This window comes from Microvirga sp. KLBC 81 (genome assembly GCF_003075415.1).
GTDB lineage: Bacteria > Pseudomonadota > Alphaproteobacteria > Rhizobiales > Beijerinckiaceae > Microvirga.
This window is the reverse complement of record NZ_QDAH01000019.1, coordinates 45773-64388: the sequence shown is the minus strand read 5'-3', so window position 1 is coordinate 64388 and position 18616 is coordinate 45773. Positions and strand designations below refer to the sequence as shown.

Annotated in this window: 18 protein-coding genes and 1 pseudogene; 9 read left to right on the top strand and 10 right to left on the bottom strand. The window is 59.7% G+C overall.

The features are described 5' to 3' along the window. Positions 1–36: 36 nt before the first annotated feature. Both DC522_RS14310 and DC522_RS14305 read right to left on the bottom strand, forming a co-directional pair. Positions 37–1749 carry a type I secretion system permease/ATPase gene (locus tag DC522_RS14310; protein WP_116529357.1) on the bottom strand — a complete coding sequence of 571 codons (1713 nt, stop codon included), beginning with the start codon at positions 1747–1749 and terminating at the stop codon, positions 37–39. A gap of 115 nt (positions 1750–1864) precedes the next feature. Continuing rightward, positions 1865–2656 (bottom strand): hypothetical protein, encoded by a 792-nt coding sequence (locus DC522_RS14305; protein WP_116529356.1) that lies wholly within the window; start codon positions 2654–2656, stop codon positions 1865–1867. Positions 2657–2931: 275 nt separating this feature from the next. Here DC522_RS14305 and DC522_RS34275 point away from each other — a divergent pair, with 275 nt between their 5' ends. Both DC522_RS34275 and DC522_RS14290 read left to right on the top strand, forming a co-directional pair. Continuing rightward, entirely contained in the window at positions 2932–4020 is a 1089-nt protein-coding gene (locus DC522_RS34275; protein WP_133239284.1) for a hypothetical protein, read from the top strand. A 413-nt stretch (positions 4021–4433) separates the two neighbouring features. After that, positions 4434–5540, top strand: a complete 1107-nt coding sequence (locus tag DC522_RS14290; RefSeq protein ID WP_165820155.1) for a TAXI family TRAP transporter solute-binding subunit — start codon at positions 4434–4436, stop codon at positions 5538–5540. Between the two features lie 296 nt (positions 5541–5836). Here the strand turns inward: DC522_RS14290 and DC522_RS14285 are convergent, their stop codons facing one another. After that, positions 5837–6799 (bottom strand): hypothetical protein, encoded by a 963-nt coding sequence (locus DC522_RS14285; protein WP_116529352.1) that lies wholly within the window; start codon positions 6797–6799, stop codon positions 5837–5839. A 351-nt stretch (positions 6800–7150) separates the two neighbouring features. Continuing rightward, positions 7151–7294 (bottom strand): annotated as a pseudogene (locus tag DC522_RS35905) (IS6 family transposase); the annotation flags it as partial. Between the two features lie 111 nt (positions 7295–7405). Between DC522_RS35905 and DC522_RS14275 the strand changes: the two are divergent. From DC522_RS14275 to hmpA, 7 genes are all read left to right on the top strand, one after another. Next, entirely contained in the window at positions 7406–7705 is a 300-nt protein-coding gene (locus DC522_RS14275; RefSeq protein WP_116529350.1) for a hypothetical protein, read from the top strand. Between the two features lie 26 nt (positions 7706–7731). Continuing rightward, on the top strand, positions 7732–8112 hold the full coding sequence (locus DC522_RS14270; RefSeq protein WP_116529349.1) for a YkvA family protein: 381 nt from the start codon (positions 7732–7734) through the stop codon (positions 8110–8112). A gap of 239 nt (positions 8113–8351) precedes the next feature. Continuing rightward, a complete protein-coding gene (locus DC522_RS14265; RefSeq protein WP_116529348.1) occupies positions 8352–8903 on the top strand; it encodes a pyridoxamine 5'-phosphate oxidase family protein in 552 nt (183 codons plus the stop codon). A gap of 81 nt (positions 8904–8984) precedes the next feature. Further along, positions 8985–10028, top strand: coding sequence for a medium chain dehydrogenase/reductase family protein (locus tag DC522_RS14260; protein WP_116529347.1), 1044 nt, complete (start codon positions 8985–8987; stop codon positions 10026–10028). A 201-nt stretch (positions 10029–10229) separates the two neighbouring features. Beyond that, positions 10230–10700, top strand: a complete 471-nt coding sequence (locus tag DC522_RS14255; protein WP_116529346.1) for an isoprenylcysteine carboxylmethyltransferase family protein — start codon at positions 10230–10232, stop codon at positions 10698–10700. 468 nt (positions 10701–11168) lie between these two features. After that, a complete protein-coding gene (locus DC522_RS14250) occupies positions 11169–11582 on the top strand; it encodes a response regulator transcription factor (RefSeq protein ID WP_116529345.1) in 414 nt (137 codons plus the stop codon). 164 nt (positions 11583–11746) lie between these two features. Further along, positions 11747–12958, top strand: coding sequence for an NO-inducible flavohemoprotein (hmpA, locus tag DC522_RS14245; RefSeq protein WP_116529344.1), 1212 nt, complete (start codon positions 11747–11749; stop codon positions 12956–12958). Positions 12959–13105: 147 nt separating this feature from the next. Here the strand turns inward: hmpA and DC522_RS14240 are convergent, their stop codons facing one another. The 6 genes from DC522_RS14240 to DC522_RS14215 form a co-directional block, all read right to left on the bottom strand. Continuing rightward, a complete protein-coding gene (locus DC522_RS14240) occupies positions 13106–13330 on the bottom strand; it encodes a hypothetical protein (RefSeq protein ID WP_133239283.1) in 225 nt (74 codons plus the stop codon). A gap of 62 nt (positions 13331–13392) precedes the next feature. Further along, positions 13393–14994 carry an amidohydrolase family protein gene (locus DC522_RS14235; protein ID WP_116529342.1) on the bottom strand — a complete coding sequence of 534 codons (1602 nt, stop codon included), beginning with the start codon at positions 14992–14994 and terminating at the stop codon, positions 13393–13395. A gap of 39 nt (positions 14995–15033) precedes the next feature. Next, entirely contained in the window at positions 15034–15468 is a 435-nt protein-coding gene (locus tag DC522_RS14230; protein ID WP_116529376.1) for a hypothetical protein, read from the bottom strand. 106 nt (positions 15469–15574) lie between these two features. Continuing rightward, positions 15575–16636, bottom strand: a complete 1062-nt coding sequence (locus tag DC522_RS14225) for a D-TA family PLP-dependent enzyme (RefSeq protein WP_116529341.1) — start codon at positions 16634–16636, stop codon at positions 15575–15577. An 18-nt stretch (positions 16637–16654) separates the two neighbouring features. After that, entirely contained in the window at positions 16655–17536 is an 882-nt protein-coding gene (locus tag DC522_RS14220; protein ID WP_116529340.1) for a MurR/RpiR family transcriptional regulator, read from the bottom strand. Positions 17537–17538: 2 nt separating this feature from the next. Beyond that, positions 17539–18612: an ABC transporter ATP-binding protein gene (locus DC522_RS14215; RefSeq protein ID WP_116529339.1), complete on the bottom strand. Its 1074-nt coding sequence runs from the start codon at positions 18610–18612 to the stop codon at positions 17539–17541. Between the last annotated feature and the right edge of the window lie 4 nt (positions 18613–18616).

Here is an 18616-nt window from a genome sequence, read left to right as displayed (position 1 = left end):
CTTTCGACATCATAGACGCTCTTTAGACGGGTGCTCCTATCTCGAGGCGTTGATCTGAGGGCGGCGCAGATAACGTTCGAAGATATCCTGGCTTCTACCGAAAGCGCTGAGCATTCCGTCTTCCAAAATTGCGATCTTGTCCGTGACCGGCAGGATTCCCGTACGATGAGTAATCACGACGATCGTTGCCCCATCGGCTTTGAGGCTCTCGATGGCATTGAACAGGATCTGCTCGCCCTTGTAGTCCAGATGCGCATTGGGCTCGTCGAGCACGACGAGACGTGGCCGTCCGAAACAGGCCCGCGCAATGCCCAGGCGCTGGCGTTGTCCCAGAAGGAGGCGCGATGCCGCCTCGCTCATTTCTGTGTCATAAGCCTTGGGAAGGCGCATGATGATCTCGTGCATGCCCACCATCTGCGCAGCCTTGATGACCTCTGCCTGATCGGGATCGGTCAGGCAGCTGATGGCTTCTGCGACGGAAGCACCGACCAGCTCGATCTCCTGAGGCAAATAGCCGACGTAAGATCCACCTGCTGCTCGCCGCCATGTGGCCACTCCTATTGTGTCGAGCGTGATGCAGCCGACGGCGGGATTCGACAAACCGGCAATGAGATGTCCCAGAATAGATTTTCCCGAACCTGACGGCCCGATCAGGCCGAGGCATTCGCCGGGAAGAAGGCGCAAGGAAACGCTCTTTAAGACAAACGCTTTTCCGCCGGGAGGGCAATAACTGACATCGGATACGGACAGATATCCAACGGGCTCAGGCAGCTTCAGTCTGTGCGGCGGCGTGGCTGGAGCAATGGCCAGAATCTCGGCAACGCGCCGGTAAGCGTCGCGCACGGAACTGATCGTTCTCCAGCCGCCCGCCACGCCTTCGATGGGGGCTAGCGCTCTTCCGAAGAGGAGGCTTGAGGCAAAAATGATTCCAGGATTCCTCTGCTCCTCGAGGACGAGCCACGTAGCAGCTCCCATGATGAGAACCTGTGCCAGTGCCTTTGTCGGTCGCGCCACAGCCTGAATCCTCTCCGTCCGGCGCGCTGCCGACTGGAAAGCGATCTTGGCCTCTTCAGCGTCATGATTGATCTGCCGCACTGCTCCGCTGATCATTCCGAGGGTCCGGAGCATGTGGAAGCTGTTGAGGGCGTGCCACAGTCGGCTGAAGCTCCTGGCCTGGGCGGTCGCGGCCTGTGCAAGCGGTACCCGGGTGGCGACCTCTCCCGCGAGTGCGAATCCGAAGAGCAGAATTGCGCAGGCAGTGCCGATTCCGCCAAGAATCGGATGGAGCAGAAAGAGGACGACGAGGAAGAGCGGGGCCCAGAGTAGATCGAACAGCAGAGCCGAAATCGGGGATTCAATGAACTGGCGCAAGGTCCAGAGGTCGCGGTAGGCCTCGTTGGCTCGACTGGAATTGGCATGAGAAGCATATTCGAACACTGCCGATAGAACGACGGGACGAAGCCGATCATCCAGCCAGACCGCAATGCGCGTGAGCGCCGCTCGGCGCACGGTATCGAGGAGAGCGCCAGAAAGAACCGCTAGGCAGACGATCAGAGTCAGCATCACCAGGGTATCGACGCTGCGGCTCGACAGAACACGGTCATAGACTTGGAGGAGATAGATCGACGGCGCTAGGAGTAGCAGGTTGAAGCCGCAGCTGTAGGCGAACACGAGAACGAACGAACTCGTGCAGGCTGCCAGGGCAGCCTGGAGAGGATTCTGTCGGATGTGTTTATCGACTGAACTCATTGCAACAAATCACAGCTCGCGCTTCGCGTTCTCTGTGAGCCTGCCTGTTCGAGTATGCGCGGGATAAGGGAGAAAAGATCCGGCGGGCGTGCCGCCGGATCCCAGGGTGAAAACTTTATGCGGGTACGTCCGGATAGTGATCGCCGTCGCTATACTCGAACAGCTTATTGTGAACCTCGAAGTTCGTGGGGTGGACCAGGGAGAACACGACCGGCCCGCCATCGGCGCTGTTGCCGTTGCCGCCATCGCCGCCGATGCCGGCTATCTGGTGAGCACCCTGGTCAAAATACGCGAAGTTCTTTTGGGTGGCCGTTGTCGGAGCTTTGATATCTGCGGTGTTGCCGCCGGTCTTGATATACTGGTCGCCGTCGGAGCTGGCCCAGCCGCCTTTTCCGGTGCCGTAGCCTTTTCCGCCGTCGCCACCTTCGCCATAGCCACCATAACCGCCATAGCCACCCTTTCCGCCATGGCCGCCATCGCCACCGTCGCCGCCTTTACCATAGCCGCCGTAGCCGCCTTTGAGATCGTAGGCTTTCTTGCCGCCATGGCCACCATAGCCGCCATAACCGCTGTCGCCGCCGTCGCCGCCCTTGCCGCCATCACCACCATAGCCGCCTTTGCCGCCATAGCCTCCGGTGCCATCGCCGCCATAGCCGCCTTTGCCGAATCCTTTGCCATCGCCTCCGTCGGCATCCCATTTTGCATAGGCGTCAACGGTGTCCCCGACATTCGCCTTGATGTGAGCGCCATAGGCGTAATTGTCCGGCTTGAAGACTGCCGTATCGTTGTCGTTCTGGTTGCCCCAATTCTTTCCGTCGCCACCGTTGCCGGCATTGCCGCCGCTGGTGTCGATGTGATCGAACTTGATTGTGTCGGACGCATCTAAACTCGGATACCATGATGGCATTGCTGCCTCCCTGTGATCATGTCTCGAGAACGACGAGATTCCGGCAGGGAATCGCGTCGCGGTGCGATTATGGGATTGTCCAGCTATCGGCTGTAGAGATCACTTTGAATGCTCGCACGTCACCTGAAAGTGTGATCATTCCTACAAAGGTGTGACACCCAATGGGATGACAGATCACTCGAATTGATCTCTCGGGTTTCCTGCTGAGTTACGTCACACTGAACCTATCATCATTACAGGTCGGCAGATTTACTGCCCTAGTCGAGAGTCAGGCGATGTTGTTTCGGCGCGGAAGAGATGATGCATTCCGGCTGGGCGAACCGAGTTATTCTCCGAGCAGCGTCAGCCCCCTCGATAATCTCGTTCCATCGCAGGGCGATAGGCATAGCTCTCCCTTCCAGCGGCATCATTCTGACACGGAAGACACCATCGGGACGGGATATAACAGCCGCGAGGTGTACGACCTTACTCCCTGGCAAGCGGACGCCTCTCGGCATGCCCTGGAGGGCAGGGCAGATAGCCTCGGCGCTCTGTTGACCGATGGGGGAACTGTCGGAAACGGTGGCCACGGCACCTTCATTGGCGCAATGGTGGACTCCGACATCTCCATTTATGTCCCGCTCAACATTGCAATAAACGCCTATGGGGGAGAGGCGACGGCTACTCAGAGCGATGCCGTCGTTTTCAATTACCATGCAGGTCAGATAGCCGGGGCTGGCGGTGGCGGAGGTGAGGGCAACACCGGCGGGGTTGGTAGTGCTGCAGCTGCCGGGAGCGCAAGCCACACCAGTGGGGCGAATCAAAGCGGCCATGCAGGGTTATCGTCGTCCTTACCTCCTGAAACGGCAGCTTTCTTCGGAAGCGCCGGACACGCTGGCAACGGTGGAGACGGCATCTTTCTCGGAGCCATGTTGGACATGGACGTCGCGATCTATGCTCCAATCAATATTGCAATCGGGTTTGGCGGCAACGTAACGGCTACCCAGTACAATTCCGTTGTCTTCGACCAAGGAGCAGTTCAGGTTGGGGGAGTTGGGGGCCAAGGCGGCAACGGTAACGGCGCCGTCGGAGATTCAGGATTTTGGTCTCTCCTGCATGCAGACACCGTTCACACCGGCGGAGGGATCGTCGGCAGCGGAGGTGATGGCGTCTTCATTGGCATCATGAACGACAATGATGTCGGCATCTACGCACCCATCAACATTGCGATCGGCGGATCGACTATCGGTGCAGCGGAGCCTTCGGGGGAGTTGCATTATTCCAGTGATTGGCCGATTGACACGATGGATGTCAGTGGGCTTGGCAGTCTTGATCTGAATCATGACATCGAGATGCTGATCCATGATCTTACCCATCCCACATGAACTGCTGCGCATCGACACCTGCTTGAGGCTTGAGTGCATTTTTGCAGAACGGCGTCTTACTCCTTCGATCTCGCAAAGCGGATGAATATGGCGTGGATATGAGGCACTCGATCCGGGTTGACGATCGAGCCCTCTTTCACGCTGCGGCATTCGCCCGTTCGCGATATGCCACCAACGAGGATATGCTGCTGCGGTCGAAGCTCTCTCGGGGAATTAACTATAGGAAAAGTAAAACCCAAATTGTTCGCTCGGCACTGTAGACCGATGCTGCAAGCGCGGATCAAAGTCGTCTCAGAAACGGCCAGGGCTGGGGACCTTCGGGGAGCACTGTCATGTTTCGTTGCGTAAGCGTACTTATCGTTGCAGGCCTTTGCTTGACCCTGGAGGGATGCTCGAAGCAGACATCCGCTCCAGTGCCTTTGGTCAAGCAGCCGAAAGATCATGTCTCGGTCCGTTCATCGCCGGTCGAGAAGATCGCAGTACGACGAGAGCAGAATACGTCTCGCAATAGTTCGATCCGTGTCATCTCTGGTGAGGAAAACAGCACCTATTCACGCACGCTCGACAGTCTGTCCGAGATCCTGAGTCACCGGCAAATGCGCTTGCAGCCCATCGCCAGCCAGGGGCCGGTCCAGGATCTCGTGAGCGTACTCCATCGCTCCGATATCGACACCGCCATTGTGCAGGCAGACGCCCTCGAGGGAGCGGCGGGCCACGTACAATCGGCTGTTCGCGAGCGGCTGCGATATCTCTTTCAGGTTTCGAGCAAGGCAGTTCATGTTCTGGCGCCCCGTCACATCGCCGACATCCGCCAACTTGAGGGCCGCAAGGTCAATATCAATCGGCCTGGGAGCGGTGCACATTTGACAGCCAGCCTGATGTTCGAAAAGCTCGGCATCAAGCCCGAGTTCACAACTTACGATCAGGATACCGCATTCCAACGTCTTCAATCAGGTGAGATTCACGCCTCGATACTTCTCGCATCGAATCCTTCGACCGAAGTTCTCGCCTTTCCGTCGTCCGGCCGCTTTCATCTTCTCCCGATCGTTCTTGAAGAGGGCGCATCACATTATCGCTCGGTCCAGTTGACAGCCGACGAGTACCCTCACCTGATCGAAACAGGGCAGCAGGTTGAGACCATAGCGGTCGGCCACATTCTCGTCGTGAGAGACTGGCCGGAGGGGAGCAGCCGCTACAAGCGTTTGACGCACTTGGCTGAGGTCATAGACGCGCACCTTGATGAGTTGAAGCAAACCGAGCAGGATCTCCAACGAACCGAAATCAATCTGCAGGCAGCGCCAGGCTGGCAGCGGTTCGATCCGGCGCAGAGCTTAATCCATAAAAGGGCTCGGCAAGCTGATGAGCAGCGTGCATTCGAGAGATTAATCGTGGCAAGCGGTGTCTGCTCCACGCCAATCTCGACAGCAGTACGTGAGCGCCTTTACCAGGACTTCATTGACTGGCGGAGAGCGCGAGAGAGGAACACGCGATCGCCGACGTCAGGATCTGACTTCCAATGAACGGTGGTGTGCATGTCGGCACCGCACGATGCTCTCATTGAAGGAGAAAGCATCGGATTGGTCCCAAAAGTTGATTCCACTTTTCACGTCCGATGCCTTAGAGGCGCGTATCTTGATGGGAGTTTCGACCTGCAGCGTCTGGCAATGGTACATCTAAGACATTGAGGTCGGGTCAGATGTGAGAGCCAAAGCTGACGTAGCGCCAACCGTAAACCGGCCCTAGTTCGCTGGTTCCGATGATCCGCTCACATTGGGCGGAATTTGTTCATCGAACCCGCTGCGGAGGAGGGCGCCCGTCAAGATTGAACGACAAGGCTGAGTTCAAGGACAAGGGACGGGCAGGCAATGTATCGGCTTGGCCCGGTGAACACATAATGCACCGCCCCGTTCTGAATCTTGTACTGTGCCTCCAGTCCGACGTCGAAAACGGCGAATTGATTGGCCGGTACGAGGATGTCATCGAATATTACGGGCTTCACCCGGTTGAAATCGACCGTCTCGAAATCGCCGGTGCCGCCCTTGAGCCAGCCCTCCGTGTACGCAACCGTACCAGTAATATAGTGATGATCAGTGGTGAGACTCGTCGAACCCACGAAGACCCGGTGGTGGGCGTACAAAAGCACATCCGTGTTGACACCGATGAGCAAAGGTGGGTGCGCTATGGCCTGAAGCTGCCCCCGGACGGTGAGATCGGCCCTGGCGCGCTTGATGACGGCGACATTCGGCGAGTTGTTTTGCCAAGCGAAGAAGAACCTGATGTTCGCGTACTCCCAGTCGGGGAAGGAGAAGCCGCTGCCGCTGCGGCTGTCGTTGTGTTTCCACGTGGCCCAACTGTTCCAGCTCCCGATATGCGAGTCGACCAGGGAGGCGGAAGGCACGGAGTAAATGGCTGCGGGAGCATCGAGGACAATCGGGAACGTGACCAGCGGTCTACCACCGATCAGATCGTAGACCCGCTTTTTATTCTCCGTCCACTCCCGATCACTCTCCATCGGTTCCATGGGCTTTGAATCGACAGGCGGCGTCAGCTTCTCGAAAACCTTGTCAGCCTCATTCTTGTACTCGTCATACAGTTTCTCGAGCCTGCCGAAGTCCAAACCGGCGTTGGCGAGTTCCGACTGAAGCCGCTCGAGGTGAGCGCGGCGGAGCGCCGAAAGCTCGGCGTTTTGGGGCGTTTCGCCGGGCGGAGGTTTCGACTGGTCCCTTTGCATGATTGCAGAGATCGCAGCCTTGACCTGGGATCGGGAATTCTCCGCCATTCGAACCTCCCGGCAAACGTCACGTGGACTGACACAGGGGACTGGCACTCGTCTGTATTATAGCGTGTGGTGCGGCTCGCCACCATACGGGCTGCGCTCATAAAGCCGGATGGAGCACCTCAATCGGCATGCGAGTGGGCTCACGTGAGTTGGAAATGATGCCCCTTGGTATCAGGCATTGATCTGTCCGATCTCCGCTGCGAGTTTCTGAAGCGCATCGCTCCTTTCGGGCACATAGCCGTGGCGATCATAGACGCCAGTCACGCCTGGGATTGCGTGACCGATGACGCGCTCTGCAATCTCGCTTCCGACACAGGCGCGGCTCATCAGAGAGCGTGCGGGGCGGCGGGCGAGCCGCTGGAACTGCCCAGCAATGGAGGGCTGCAGCTTCCAGGCGCACGTCATCTGTCCTTTTCATATCATGTGCACCATTTCGATGCCGCTCAGAATTGCGCGTGCACTGGTTCGGAATTGGAAGCCAAGCATAGTCCCGACAAATAAATCAGGTGGTAGATCTTAGCTGTCTCGATGATATCCTGGGCTTCAGGAGCCTGAAACAGCGCTTGCGCTTGCGGACGTGGATGCCTGTCCGGTCCCTTCTCGGCCGTGGTCGGAATTTCGGCTATCCTGACACTGACCCGGTTCGGCGATGCATTCCTGGTGCTGCGCTCGCAGAATGTGGGCTTGCCGCTGGCGTTGGTACCCACCGTCATGGTGGTGATGAACATCCTCTATGCCCTCGCGGCCTGTCCGGCCGGCACCCTCTCGGGGCGGCTGGGACATAACGGCGTGCTCACGGTCGGGGCCGGGTTCCTGATCATCGCGGATTTTATCCCGGCTCTTCGCCCGGCAATCCCCCTGGAAATGGCGGTGTGCACGCGCTGTCAGTTGCAGACAGAAGAGTAGTACCGGGGATGGACGAGAGGACAGGAATGGGACCGCGGCTGAGAAACTGGGCGCGGCGGATCAAGCGGGACATTGTTGCCCTCTACATCGCCGCTCGCGACCCGCGGGTGCCTTGGTATGTGAAGGCCGTAGCGGCTTTCATTGCTGCCTATGCGCTCAGCCCAATCGACCTGATCCCCGACTTCATCCCGGTGCTGGGCTATCTCGATGAGGTGATCATCCTGCCTGTTGCGATCTTCCTCGTGATCAAGATGATCCCTGATCCGCTCATGGCGGAGTTCCGCAAGGAGGCGCAGAGACGATCCGAACGCCCGACCAGCCGAGTGGCAGCGGGGGTGATTATAGGCCTCTGGATAACGGCGGCGGCGTTCTTGCTGTGGGCCTTATGGCCTACGCCTGTTCCCTGAGCGGCTTTCCGGGAGATATGATCTGGAGAGTTTCCAGAGCATAGAAGCCATGGAACGAGCTCCAAACGCCTCCTCCTGGTACATCTCGGAAGCAAGCTGAATGTCCGCTCAAGATGGGAACGCCGGACGCTCCTGAAGGGCAGGGGATTTCCTGGTTCGACTCAAAGCAGACAAGAGGACCCGGCAGGCGTATAATTGCCCATGCCGCGATGGATTGCGCGCCATCATGGAGGCGGCCAATGAACGAGGAAATCAGACAGAAGATCCTGACGCTGCTGGACCAGCATCGGATTATGACGATTGCCACCCTTAGGCCCGACGGCTGGCCGCAGGCGACGACTGTCGGCTACGCGAACGAGGGCCTCACCCTCTACTTTCTGTGCGGCCTGGACAGCCAGAAAGCCGCGAATCTGGCGCGGGATGATCGCGTGTCGCTGACAATTGACCATGACACGTCTGACATCATGGCCATCGCCGGCCTGTCGATGGCGGGGCATGCACAGGCGGTGACCGACCACGCCGAGGCGGGCAAGGTGATGCAGATGCTCATGCGGAAGTATCCGGAGCAGGTCTCCCTGCCAGGGCCAATGCCGAGCCCGGAAGAGGTCCGCATCTTCCGCGTGACGCCGACCGTCATCTCGGTGCTCGATTACTCCAAGGGCTTCGGGCACACCGACCTGGTCAGCGTTCCCGACGCTCTGGAAGAGGCTCCCGACATCGTTGAGGAGGCCGACCTGGAGTCCTTCCCGGCCAGCGATCCGCCCGCGTGGACACGAACCACGTCGCGATAGGCCGCGGACCGTCTCGCTCCATCCGCTGGGCCTACAACACGCTGGGAGGCTCCAGGGGTCACAACCTGGACGAGGCCTGCCATGAAATCGCTCCGGATTATCGTTCGCCGTCATGGCGGGCCGGAAGTCTTGGAAACCGTCGAGGAGGAGACGCCGGAGCCGGAGCGCGGCGAGGTGCGGGTGCGCGTGCTCGTTGCCGGCGTGTCCTTTGCGGACTTGCTGATGCGGGAGGGGCTGCATCCGGAAAAAACGCCCCTTCCGTTCACGCCGGGATGGGACATCGTGGGGGAGGTGGACAAGACCGGACCGGACGCGTCGCGAGCAGCTGTCGGCCAGATGGTTGCGGCTCTGCCAATTCATGGCGGCTACGCCCAGTATATCTGCCTGCCGGAAAGTGAGATCACTCCTGTTCCGGATGGCCTCGATCCCGCCGAGGCCGTTAGTCTCGTGCTTAACTACATCACGGCCTATCAGATGATGCATCGCACCGCGCATGTCGCACCCGGTCAGCGGGTGCTCATTCATGGTGCGGCCGGAGGCGTCGGCACGGCTTTGCTGCAACTTGGCCGCCTGGCAGGCTTGGAAATGTATGGCACCGCATCGCTGGCCACTCATCAGACCGTAACCAGCCTGGGCGCCACGCCCATCGACTATCAAAAGGCCGACTTTGTCGAAGAGATTCACCGCCTGACAGGTGAAGGCGTGGACGTCGTCTTCGACGGAGTTGGCGAAGCCAATGTCTGGCGCTCGTTCCAGGCTCTGAGGCCGGGCGGCCGTGTCATCGTTTACGGCTTCACTTCATTTCTCAGGAAGGGTGTGCTGGCAGGTGGCTTGCGCTATCGGTTTCGCGGCATTGTGCGGCCGGCGTGGTACGCGCTCCGCGCCCTCCTTTCGCCCGGCAGACGACGTATCCTCCCCTACAGCATCCAGAACGTGAAACGGTGGAACCCAGCATGGTTTCGTGAGGATTTGAGCGCGCTGCTTGATCTGCTTCGTGACGGGAAAATCAGGCCCATGATCGCCGGGCGGATTCCGCTGAGCGAGGCTCGTCGCGCGCACGAATTGCTCGGCCAGGGATCGGTGAAGGGCAAGCTCGTGCTGGTTTGCAATTGGCCGGTGTCCTGAGGAGCCGAATTCAGCCACTCATGAGCTTGGTTATGCTGATCGGCTTGTGGCCTCATACTGAATTCCATGGATCAGAACTGGTGTGCTCAATCCCCGCAGGTTGAGGGACATGAGGGTCCCGGATTGTGAGTCAGCACTGGAAGCAGTTTGATGGTATTCTGCAAGTGACGTAGACAAAGACCTTGAGTTCACCGTCCCGCTATGGCTGACACGGCAGATACCGCTCAGGTCATTATTCGGCCGCCGCTTGCTTGGGGGCTTGCCGTCATTGTTGGGTTTGCGCTCAACTGGCTCATGCCCTTATCATTCTTGCCGGTCGGCCAGCCTGCAGGCTGGCTCGGCGGAATGGTGTTCGTCCTCGCGCTGGCGCTGGCCGTCTGGGCCATCGTTACCATCACCAAGGCCGGTTCGAACGTCCCCACCAATCTGCCGACCACCACCATTGTCGAGAGCGGACCGTACCGCTTCACGCGCAATCCCATCTACCTGGGCATGTTCCTGGGACTGATCGGCTTGGCCATTGCGTTCGACAATCTCTGGCTGCTGATGACGCTGGTGCCCTTCGCGATCGTCATCCGCTACGGCGTCGTGGCCCGCGAAGAAGCCTATCTCGAGCGCAAGTTCGGCGATGTCTACCGTGGCTACCGCTCGCGCGTAAGACGCTGGCTGTAGCGCCACCCTGATGGATCTGGGCCCGGTGCCACAGCGCCGCTCCCAAGACGCTACGGCTTCAGATTCCGGCTGGTGGACGATTATTCGGAAACGTAGCAGCGTGATGGCAGAGAACAGCTATGTCCGGCCGATCCACGTCTACGGCTTGGCGTTGCAGGCCGGTGCATTCACCAGGGCAGGCCGCAGTGGCACGTTTCGAAGTTGGCGTCTGGCGCTCATGGCGACCAAACTTAACGTCAGGTCATAACACTTCTCGGAGGTCACGCCTTGGTCTGCTCGCCCGACTTAAGCAGACGTCCGTGAAGGATAGGGAACTGCAGAATCTGACCCGAACCGGACCCTGATCAGTTGTGTTGGATTCTAAGGATATTCCCGGAATGGAGTGCCAAGGCCACGTGGGGTAACGCTCATGGCATAGCAAAACGCAAAACGGATTTGGCCGGAACACGGCATTAGTTGGGTTTGACGATGTCCGAACATACCAACGTCGTCCTTGTGGTGGATGACGACGCAGCCGTCCGGGAATCCTTGAGGTTTGCCCTCGAATTGGAAGGCTTGGACGTTCGAGTCTACGAGAGCAGTACCGATCTGTTGACTGAGCCGACCCTCCCTGAATGCGGGTGTCTCGTGGTTGATTATAACATGCCCGGCATGAATGGAGTAGAGCTAGTGGCCAAGCTTCGGGAGCACCATTGCAATTACCCAGTCATCCTCGTCACGTCCGGAGCAGCTCATGACGTGCTCGACTGTGCTCTCCGCTCCGGAATCCGGGATGTGCTTGAAAAGCCTCTCCTGGGCAACACACTCACAGACTGCATCTACGCGACACTATTCGGTGCGGCCTGCGCTTGGCCGCGCTCATGCGAATTCCCGAAGGAATAATTGGATTTGTCGTCATCTCGTGACGGCATCTACGCCCGGTAATGAGGGCCGAGATCAGATGCCCTGAATGCTGATGACAAGCCATGAAAGCCGAGCCTGACGTGCCGTTGGTCAGATGGCCAGATCGTTCCACTACCTCTCGATGAAGCATCAAGGGTAATCCTATGACGAACACATTAAGCGATACGAGCATTCATCTGGTGAAGGCCACCGTGCCGGCTCTCCAGGAGCATGGGCTGGCGATCACGAAGCGCATGTACGAGCGCATGTTCCAGAACGAGGCCATCCGTGACCTGTTCAACCAGTCCCACCATGGCGAGACCGGCTCGCAACCCAAGGCGCTCGCCACCGCGATCCTGGCCTATGCGCAGAACATCGACAATCTCGGTGCTCTCGCGCCTGCCGTCGAGCGGATCGCGCAGAAACATGTCGGGCTGAACATCCTGCCTGAGCATTATCCTTACGTTGCCGAAGCGCTGCTCGGGGCGATCAAGGACGTGCTCGGGGACGCCGCCACCGACGAGATCCTGGCTGCCTGGGGCGAAGCGTACTGGTTCCTCGCCCACGTGCTGATCGGACGCGAGGGAGCCGTCTACAACAGCCTGGCTAACGCACCCGGCGGATGGAACGGCTGGCGCAATTTCAGGATCGAAAGCAAACAGCGCGAGAGCGAGATCATCACGTCCTTCGTGCTGCGCCCCGAGGACGGAAAGCCTGTCCTGCGTCACCAGCCGGGCCAGTATCTCACGTTCTGGATCGATATTCCCGGCCAACACCCGCTGAAGCGGAACTACAGCATCTCCAGTGCGCCCAACGACGAGACCTACCGGATCTCGGTGAAGCGCGAGCCGCAGGGCATCGCGTCGAATTGGCTGCATGACCAAGCCGAGGTCGGAGAGATCCTGAAGGTGGCGCCGCCGGCCGGCGAGTTCTTCCTCAACGAGGAGTCCCCTCGCCCCGTTGTTCTGCTGAGCGGCGGGGTTGGGCTGACACCAATGATGAGCATGTTGGAGGCGGTTGCGAATCAGCATCCGCATGTTGCCGTCCATTACGTGCATGGCACCCTGAACGGCGCGACCCACGCCATGAAGAACCGCGTGCGGTTTCTGGCTGAAGCCCATCCCAACATCCAGGCAACCGTCTTCTATGTCGAACCGCGGCCGGAAGATCGGCAGGGCGACGACTTCGATCACCAGGGGCTGATCAGCGTGGAGTGGCTTCAGGCTCACACGCCACTGGGCGAGGCTGACTATTACCTCTGCGGTCCACGGCCATTCCTGCGCGCATTCGTGGGTGGTCTGGCGCTGACGGGGGTCCGGTCAGACCGTATTCACTACGAGTTCTTCGGGCCTGCCGACGAGATCCTGACTGCCTGAAGGCTGCGGCGAAATCCGTTGGATCCCAAATGCTGAACGGGTAACTGGGTGCCCGTTGCCCGTTCGGTCGGGAAGCTCCTATGGGTCAGGCTCAACATGGATGCAATAAGCCGTGGAGACCTTTCGATCCAGTGAGCCAAGGTTGCTTCATGTTACTCGCCGGTCATTTGCTTTATGATGGCTGGTAGGATCGGCGGGTGAGGCGGCTTGGTCAATAGCCGCCGCTGACGTTTTGACACCAAACTGCTCGGCAATCACCGGCGCATCATCAACATCAATGCCGATATACTCGACTGTGCTCTCGATCTTGGTATCGCCGAGCAGGAGTTGGACGGCTCGGAGATTGCCGGTTCTGTGATAGATCATTCGCATTGACTGCATTCATGTTTGCTGCTTGAGCGCATGAACCGCGAAAGTGCCTGGCATCGGTGCTTTCACACTGATGCCTGAAGCATCCGGCCCGGTCGGGCTCCTGTCGGCGCACCGTTGCGCACAATGGCCTCTCCATTGACCCAGACATGGGTAATGCCGGAAGGCAGAAGGGTCGATGCGTCGAAGGTGGCCTGGTCTGTCACGCCTTCTTCGAACAGCACCAGATCGGCCATCATGTCAGGTCGCACCAAACCGCGATCCTGCAGAGAGAAGCGCTGCGCCGCAATCGATGTCATGCGCCGAACGGCATCCTCGATGGAGAACCAGCCTTTGTCCCGGCGCAAGGGGCCGATGATACGCGGAAACGTGCCAAAGGCGCGCGGATGAGGTTTCGTGCCGGGGCGCGGCAGGCCATCCGATCCCACCATATACAGCCGGTGGCAGCACGCAGCATGCAGATCGTTTTCATCGAGCTGGAAAAGAATGACGCCGGTCTGTCCTTCGTCCTCCTCAACCAGGCGGATGAACAGATCGTAAGGCTCGGTTTCCTCGTGGTCGGCGGCCTGGCGCATGTTCAGGCCTTCCAGAGGCTTGAGTGCCGGATTGTTGACGCCGGAAATGCGCACGTTCTCCCAACCGATCAGGGACAGCTTGCTCTGACCGTGGAAGGCCGGGCCGCCGTTCTCGACCCAACGGCGCAGGACAGGGCCCACATCAGGATCGCGCAGTTTCTGCTTCAGTTGGTCGAGCCCTCCATCGAGGGCGGCAGGCGGAAGCAGCTGCAGAAGGTAGGTGCTGCCTGCCGGATAGGGGTACATGTCGAAGCTGATGTCGATGCCTTCCTGTCGCGCCGCCTCCAGGGTCTCCAAGGCGCAGGGAATCTGGCCCCAGTTCGGGCGCCCCGCCGCTTGAAGGTGCGACAGGAGGCCCGCCGCGCCGGATTGCCGGAGGATCTCGATGAACTCCTCGATTGCTGGAACAAGCCCATCCTCATAGCTGCGCACATGCGCAGTCATCAGCCGTCCGCGAGCCTTCACCACCTTGGCCAGCGCCACCATCTCGTCGAGAGCCGCAAAGGCGCTCGGGGGATAAACCAGTCCAAGGGACAACCCGATGGCGCCTTGCTCAAGCTGCCGATCGAGAAGAGTTTCCATCGCGGCGATCTCGTCCGGTGTCGCGGCGCGGCGTTCATAGCCCATGACCGCGAGACGCAGTGCCCCATGGCCCACGAGGGAAACGACATTGATGGCTACTCCCCGATGAAGGCGCTCGCGGTAATCCGCGAAGTCGTCGAAGATCTCATCCGGTGCCGTCTGACCGAGCAAGCCTGAGAAGTGTTTGCGCAGATCCTCGCGGGACTGTCCGCGTGCCGGATAGAGCGAGAAGCTGCAATTGCCGACGACGACGGTGGTCACGCCCTGCAGCGCCTTTTCAGGGCGATCCGGGTCGCGAAGGCAGATCAGGTCGTCATGGCAATGGGCGTCGATGAAGCCGGGCGCGAGATAGCGATCCTGCGCATCGACGATCGTCGCATTCGCTTCCACCTTCAGGTTCGCGCCGACGCCGGCAATCCGCCCGCCGACCACTTGCACGTCGCCGCGGAACCAGGGGGCTCCCGTGCCGTCGATGATACGGGCATTTCGGATCAGCCAGTTTTGCGTCATCGTCTTCTCAGCCGGAAGTTTAAGAAAAGTCGGCCTGGTTCAGCCGCGGGGCTTTCCCATCGGGAACGGCATGTATCCAACGAAGCCCGTGATCTTCCAGCGCCCGTCGAGGCGGGCGCAGAAATACAAGGTTTGCCAGCTGAGCACATCGACACCGCCATCTTTCAGGGCGATGGTTCCGTCGAATTTCTTGTGGCAGACGGCAGTATCGCCCCTTAAATCGATGTCGCGCATGTTGGTGGCGCGAAACAGAGCGTCGCGGACGGGCTCGGCATAGTCGACAGCCTGCGATGCTTTCGCCTGGCGCAGCCACTCGTCCCGGTAGGTTTCCAGGTCTGGAAAATCGAGACGCCAGCTGTCGGGCAGTTCCGACTTGTGCGCATGCAGGCCCAGAAACCCTTCACGGCGGAAATCGGAATCCACCATCGACCAATCGGCTGCGAGAAAGGCGTCAATGTCGCGCTCGACCAGCATGGTCCAGATTTCGCGGCGATCCGGGTCGGTTTCGGAGAACGGATTTTGCGTGTGGGATTTCACGACGGGAACCTCCGGGATTGGGGTAGGAGAGGGGGGAGCCGCTTCAGGTAACCTTGCCGCGAGCCGCGACTGGAACCGTATCGATCACGTCATCGCCGCGCACGAATGTCACGTCGTCGAAGAGGTTCGATACGGGGCAGACATGGTTCGGAATGATGCGAACCATCTCGCCGACTTCAGGTCTTGTGGCGGAATGCGTGAGATCAACGATCCCGTGCTCTTCGCTTAAAGACACAATGGCAGCATCAGGATACTCGACAATGCGGCCGAAGCCCTGAAGGCCTAAAGTGTCGCTGGTGAGCGCTTTCGAGCCGGTGTCGAGGATCGCGCGTGTGTCGGTGGGGCGCGAGACGACGGTTGCGAAGACCGTGAGCGCGCAATCGTCAAAGCTGCCGACGCCTTCCTGAACCTGAAAGCGGTCGAGGTAGATATAGGTGCCGGGGCGGTATTCCGTGGCTGCGCGGTTCTCGCCGCTCTGCCAGATGTCCGGAGTTCCGCCAGTCGAGACAATCTCAGGTGGGAGGCCTGCTTCATTAAGCAGGGCCTTGGCGCGCTCCAACCAGGCATTCGCCTGCGCGGCCATGCCCTTCGCGGGATATGTCATCAGACCGGCAAAACGCAATCCGTTCGAACCGGCGATGCGTTTGGCGAGGGCGAGCGCCTCCTCGGGCGTCTGGACGCCGACGCGCCCGCCGCCCGTGTCGCATTCCACGAGAACGGAAAGGGTGATGCCGGAGCCTGCAAATGCCCTGGAATAGCCGTCGATGGTGGTGGTGCTGTCGGCTGTGACCTTGATGGATGTGCGCTTGGCGAGCGCCAGAAGACGTTTCAGCTTGGGCTCGCCGAGAATGTTGTAGGGAAGGAGGATATCCGTGATCCCGGCATCCGCCATTACTTCGGCCTCGCCGATTTTCTGGCAAGTGATGCCGATGGCGCCGAGCTCCATCTGGCGCTTGGCGAATTGCGGCAGCTTGTGGGTCTTGATATGGGGGCGCAGCTTCACCCCATGGGTATCGGCGTAGTCCTGTGCGCGCCTGAGATTGGCTTCGACGCGGTCCAGGTCGATCAGCACGACGGGGGTATCCAGCTCATGAATCTTGGTCATTGCAAAATCCGACTTCTTCTAGTCGCCAAGGGGCAATCGGGGATCGTTGACGTTCACCGCTGCGAGGCTGTGCTTGATGCGGCGAAGCCCTTCGAGAACGGAGGGACCGATGGCTTCGGCCGTGGTCATCGCGATCAGATCAACGATGGCCATCATCGCATAGCGGGCGGAGTTGGGTTTGTAGAGATTGCTGTCTTCCGGCACCGAGAATGGCAGGAGGATTTCGGCCTCCCGGGCCAAGGCCGATCCCGGTGCGGTCACGGCAATGGTTTTTGCTCCGTAATGACGGGAGATGCGCATGGAGTCGACCACCGAAGGCGAGTAGCCGGAGATCGAGAAGGCGATCACCACTGTTTCCGGCGTCGCCACTGAAGCCGTCATTCTCTGCATCTGACCGTCGCTGTGAGAGATGACGGACAGGCCGAGACGGAAGAGCCGGTTATGGAGCTCCGTCGCCATGATGGAGGAGTTGCCTCCAGAACCATAGGACAATACCGAGCGCGCCGTGGAAATATGATCGGCAATCAAGCCGATGGTCTCCATATCGACGCTGGAGCGCAGGCGCTCGATCGCCGTCGCGGCGCCACCGCATACAGCCGCAAGAACACGTTCCTCGCGCTCCTCGCGCTGCAGGGGGGTAGGATTGAGATAATTGCCGCCGACGGCCAGAGCTTGAGCGAGATGATATTTGAAGTCGCGAATGCCCTCGCAGCCGAGCGCTCTTGCAAAGCGCGTCACCGTGGGCTCGCTCACGCCTGCGCGACTTGCGATGTCGGCAATCGGCGCTTTGGACACATAGGCGAGGTCGCTCAAGATCATGGACGCAAGCCTGCGCTCCGCCTTGGAGCCGTCCTCGGACCATCGGCGAACGCGGGTGATGATGTCCTGTGTCGCCTTCACACTCAGGCTCCCGGAAGGCGCATGCCGGTGTTCGCATCGAACAGGTGGACCTTTTCCGGTTCAACGGACAGGTTGAGCGTCTCGCCAGGGCCGACGGAAATTCTCTCCCGAAAGACCGCCCGCACTTCCGAAGTGCCGACATGCCCGTAGATGTGACTTTCCGAACCAGTGGGCTCGATGACATTCACCACAAGCCGGATCGGACCCGCGGGATCGAGCCGGTAGTGTTCCGGCCGGATGCCAAGGATCACGCTGGCGCCATTGGGTGCGGATGTGCTCGCAACCGGCACCATGGCGCCGTCCGAGAGGCGAACGGACGCGCTCTGGCTCGACCTCAGCATCGTTCCATCGATGAAGCTCATCGCCGGGGAGCCGAGGAATCCTGCCACGAAGAGATTGGCCGGACGATCGTAGAGCTCGAGAGGAGTGCCGACCTGTTCGATGCGCCCGCCATTCATAACGACGATGCGGTCGGCCATGGTCATGGCCTCGATCTGATCATGCGTCACATAAATGATCGTGCTTTTGAACTTGTGGTGCAGTGCCTTGATCTCCGTCCGCATCTGCATCCTGAGTTGCGCATCCAGGTTGGAGAGAGGCTCATCGAACAGGAAGAGATCGGGACTGCGGACAATGGAGCGCCCCATCGCGACGCGCTGGCGCTGGCCGCCGGAGAGCTGGCCGGGGCGCCGGTCGAGGTAGGCTCCGAGATTCAGCATGGAAGCCGCGCGTTTCAGCTTCTCCTCCGTCTCCTGCGCATTCTCGCGGCGGATGCGCGGGCCGAAGGTGATGTTGTCCTTCACAGTCATGTGAGGGAAGAGCGCATAGGACTGGAACACCATCGAGATGTTGCGCTTCTGCGGCGGCACCTCATTGGCACGCCGGCCGCCGATGCGGATCTCGCCATCGGAAACTGTTTCCAATCCGGCGATCATGCGCAGCAGGGTGGACTTTCCGCATCCCGACGGACCGACGAGGACGACGAACTCGCCGTCTTCGACGGCAAGATTGATCCCATGGAGAATATCGAGAGCCCCGTAGCGCTTCTTGACGTTGTCGAGGTGGAGATCGGCCATCGGA

What these genes read in the sequence shown, in the direction of transcription:
- hmpA (WP_116529344.1), top strand. Translation starts at nt 11,747, where the DNA reads ATGACGAACACATTAAGCGATACGAGCATTCATCTGGTGAAGGCCACC.
- DC522_RS14235 (WP_116529342.1), bottom strand. Translation starts at nt 14,994, where the DNA reads ATGACGCAAAACTGGCTGATCCGAAATGCCCGTATCATCGACGGCACG.
- DC522_RS34275 (WP_133239284.1), top strand. Translation starts at nt 2,932, where the DNA reads ATGTTGTTTCGGCGCGGAAGAGATGATGCATTCCGGCTGGGCGAACCG.
- DC522_RS14255 (WP_116529346.1), top strand. Translation starts at nt 10,230, where the DNA reads ATGGCTGACACGGCAGATACCGCTCAGGTCATTATTCGGCCGCCGCTT.
- DC522_RS14305 (WP_116529356.1), bottom strand. Translation starts at nt 2,656, where the DNA reads ATGCCATCATGGTATCCGAGTTTAGATGCGTCCGACACAATCAAGTTC.
- DC522_RS14285 (WP_116529352.1), bottom strand. Translation starts at nt 6,799, where the DNA reads ATGGCGGAGAATTCCCGATCCCAGGTCAAGGCTGCGATCTCTGCAATC.
- DC522_RS14310 (WP_116529357.1), bottom strand. Translation starts at nt 1,749, where the DNA reads ATGAGTTCAGTCGATAAACACATCCGACAGAATCCTCTCCAGGCTGCC.
- DC522_RS14215 (WP_116529339.1), bottom strand. Translation starts at nt 18,612, where the DNA reads ATGGCCGATCTCCACCTCGACAACGTCAAGAAGCGCTACGGGGCTCTC.
- DC522_RS14225 (WP_116529341.1), bottom strand. Translation starts at nt 16,636, where the DNA reads ATGACCAAGATTCATGAGCTGGATACCCCCGTCGTGCTGATCGACCTG.
- DC522_RS14230 (WP_116529376.1), bottom strand. Translation starts at nt 15,468, where the DNA reads ATGCTGGTCGAGCGCGACATTGACGCCTTTCTCGCAGCCGATTGGTCG.
- DC522_RS14250 (WP_116529345.1), top strand. Translation starts at nt 11,169, where the DNA reads ATGTCCGAACATACCAACGTCGTCCTTGTGGTGGATGACGACGCAGCC.
- DC522_RS14270 (WP_116529349.1), top strand. Translation starts at nt 7,732, where the DNA reads ATGGGACCGCGGCTGAGAAACTGGGCGCGGCGGATCAAGCGGGACATT.
- DC522_RS14260 (WP_116529347.1), top strand. Translation starts at nt 8,985, where the DNA reads ATGAAATCGCTCCGGATTATCGTTCGCCGTCATGGCGGGCCGGAAGTC.
- DC522_RS14240 (WP_133239283.1), bottom strand. Translation starts at nt 13,330, where the DNA reads ATGCGAATGATCTATCACAGAACCGGCAATCTCCGAGCCGTCCAACTC.
- DC522_RS14265 (WP_116529348.1), top strand. Translation starts at nt 8,352, where the DNA reads ATGAACGAGGAAATCAGACAGAAGATCCTGACGCTGCTGGACCAGCAT.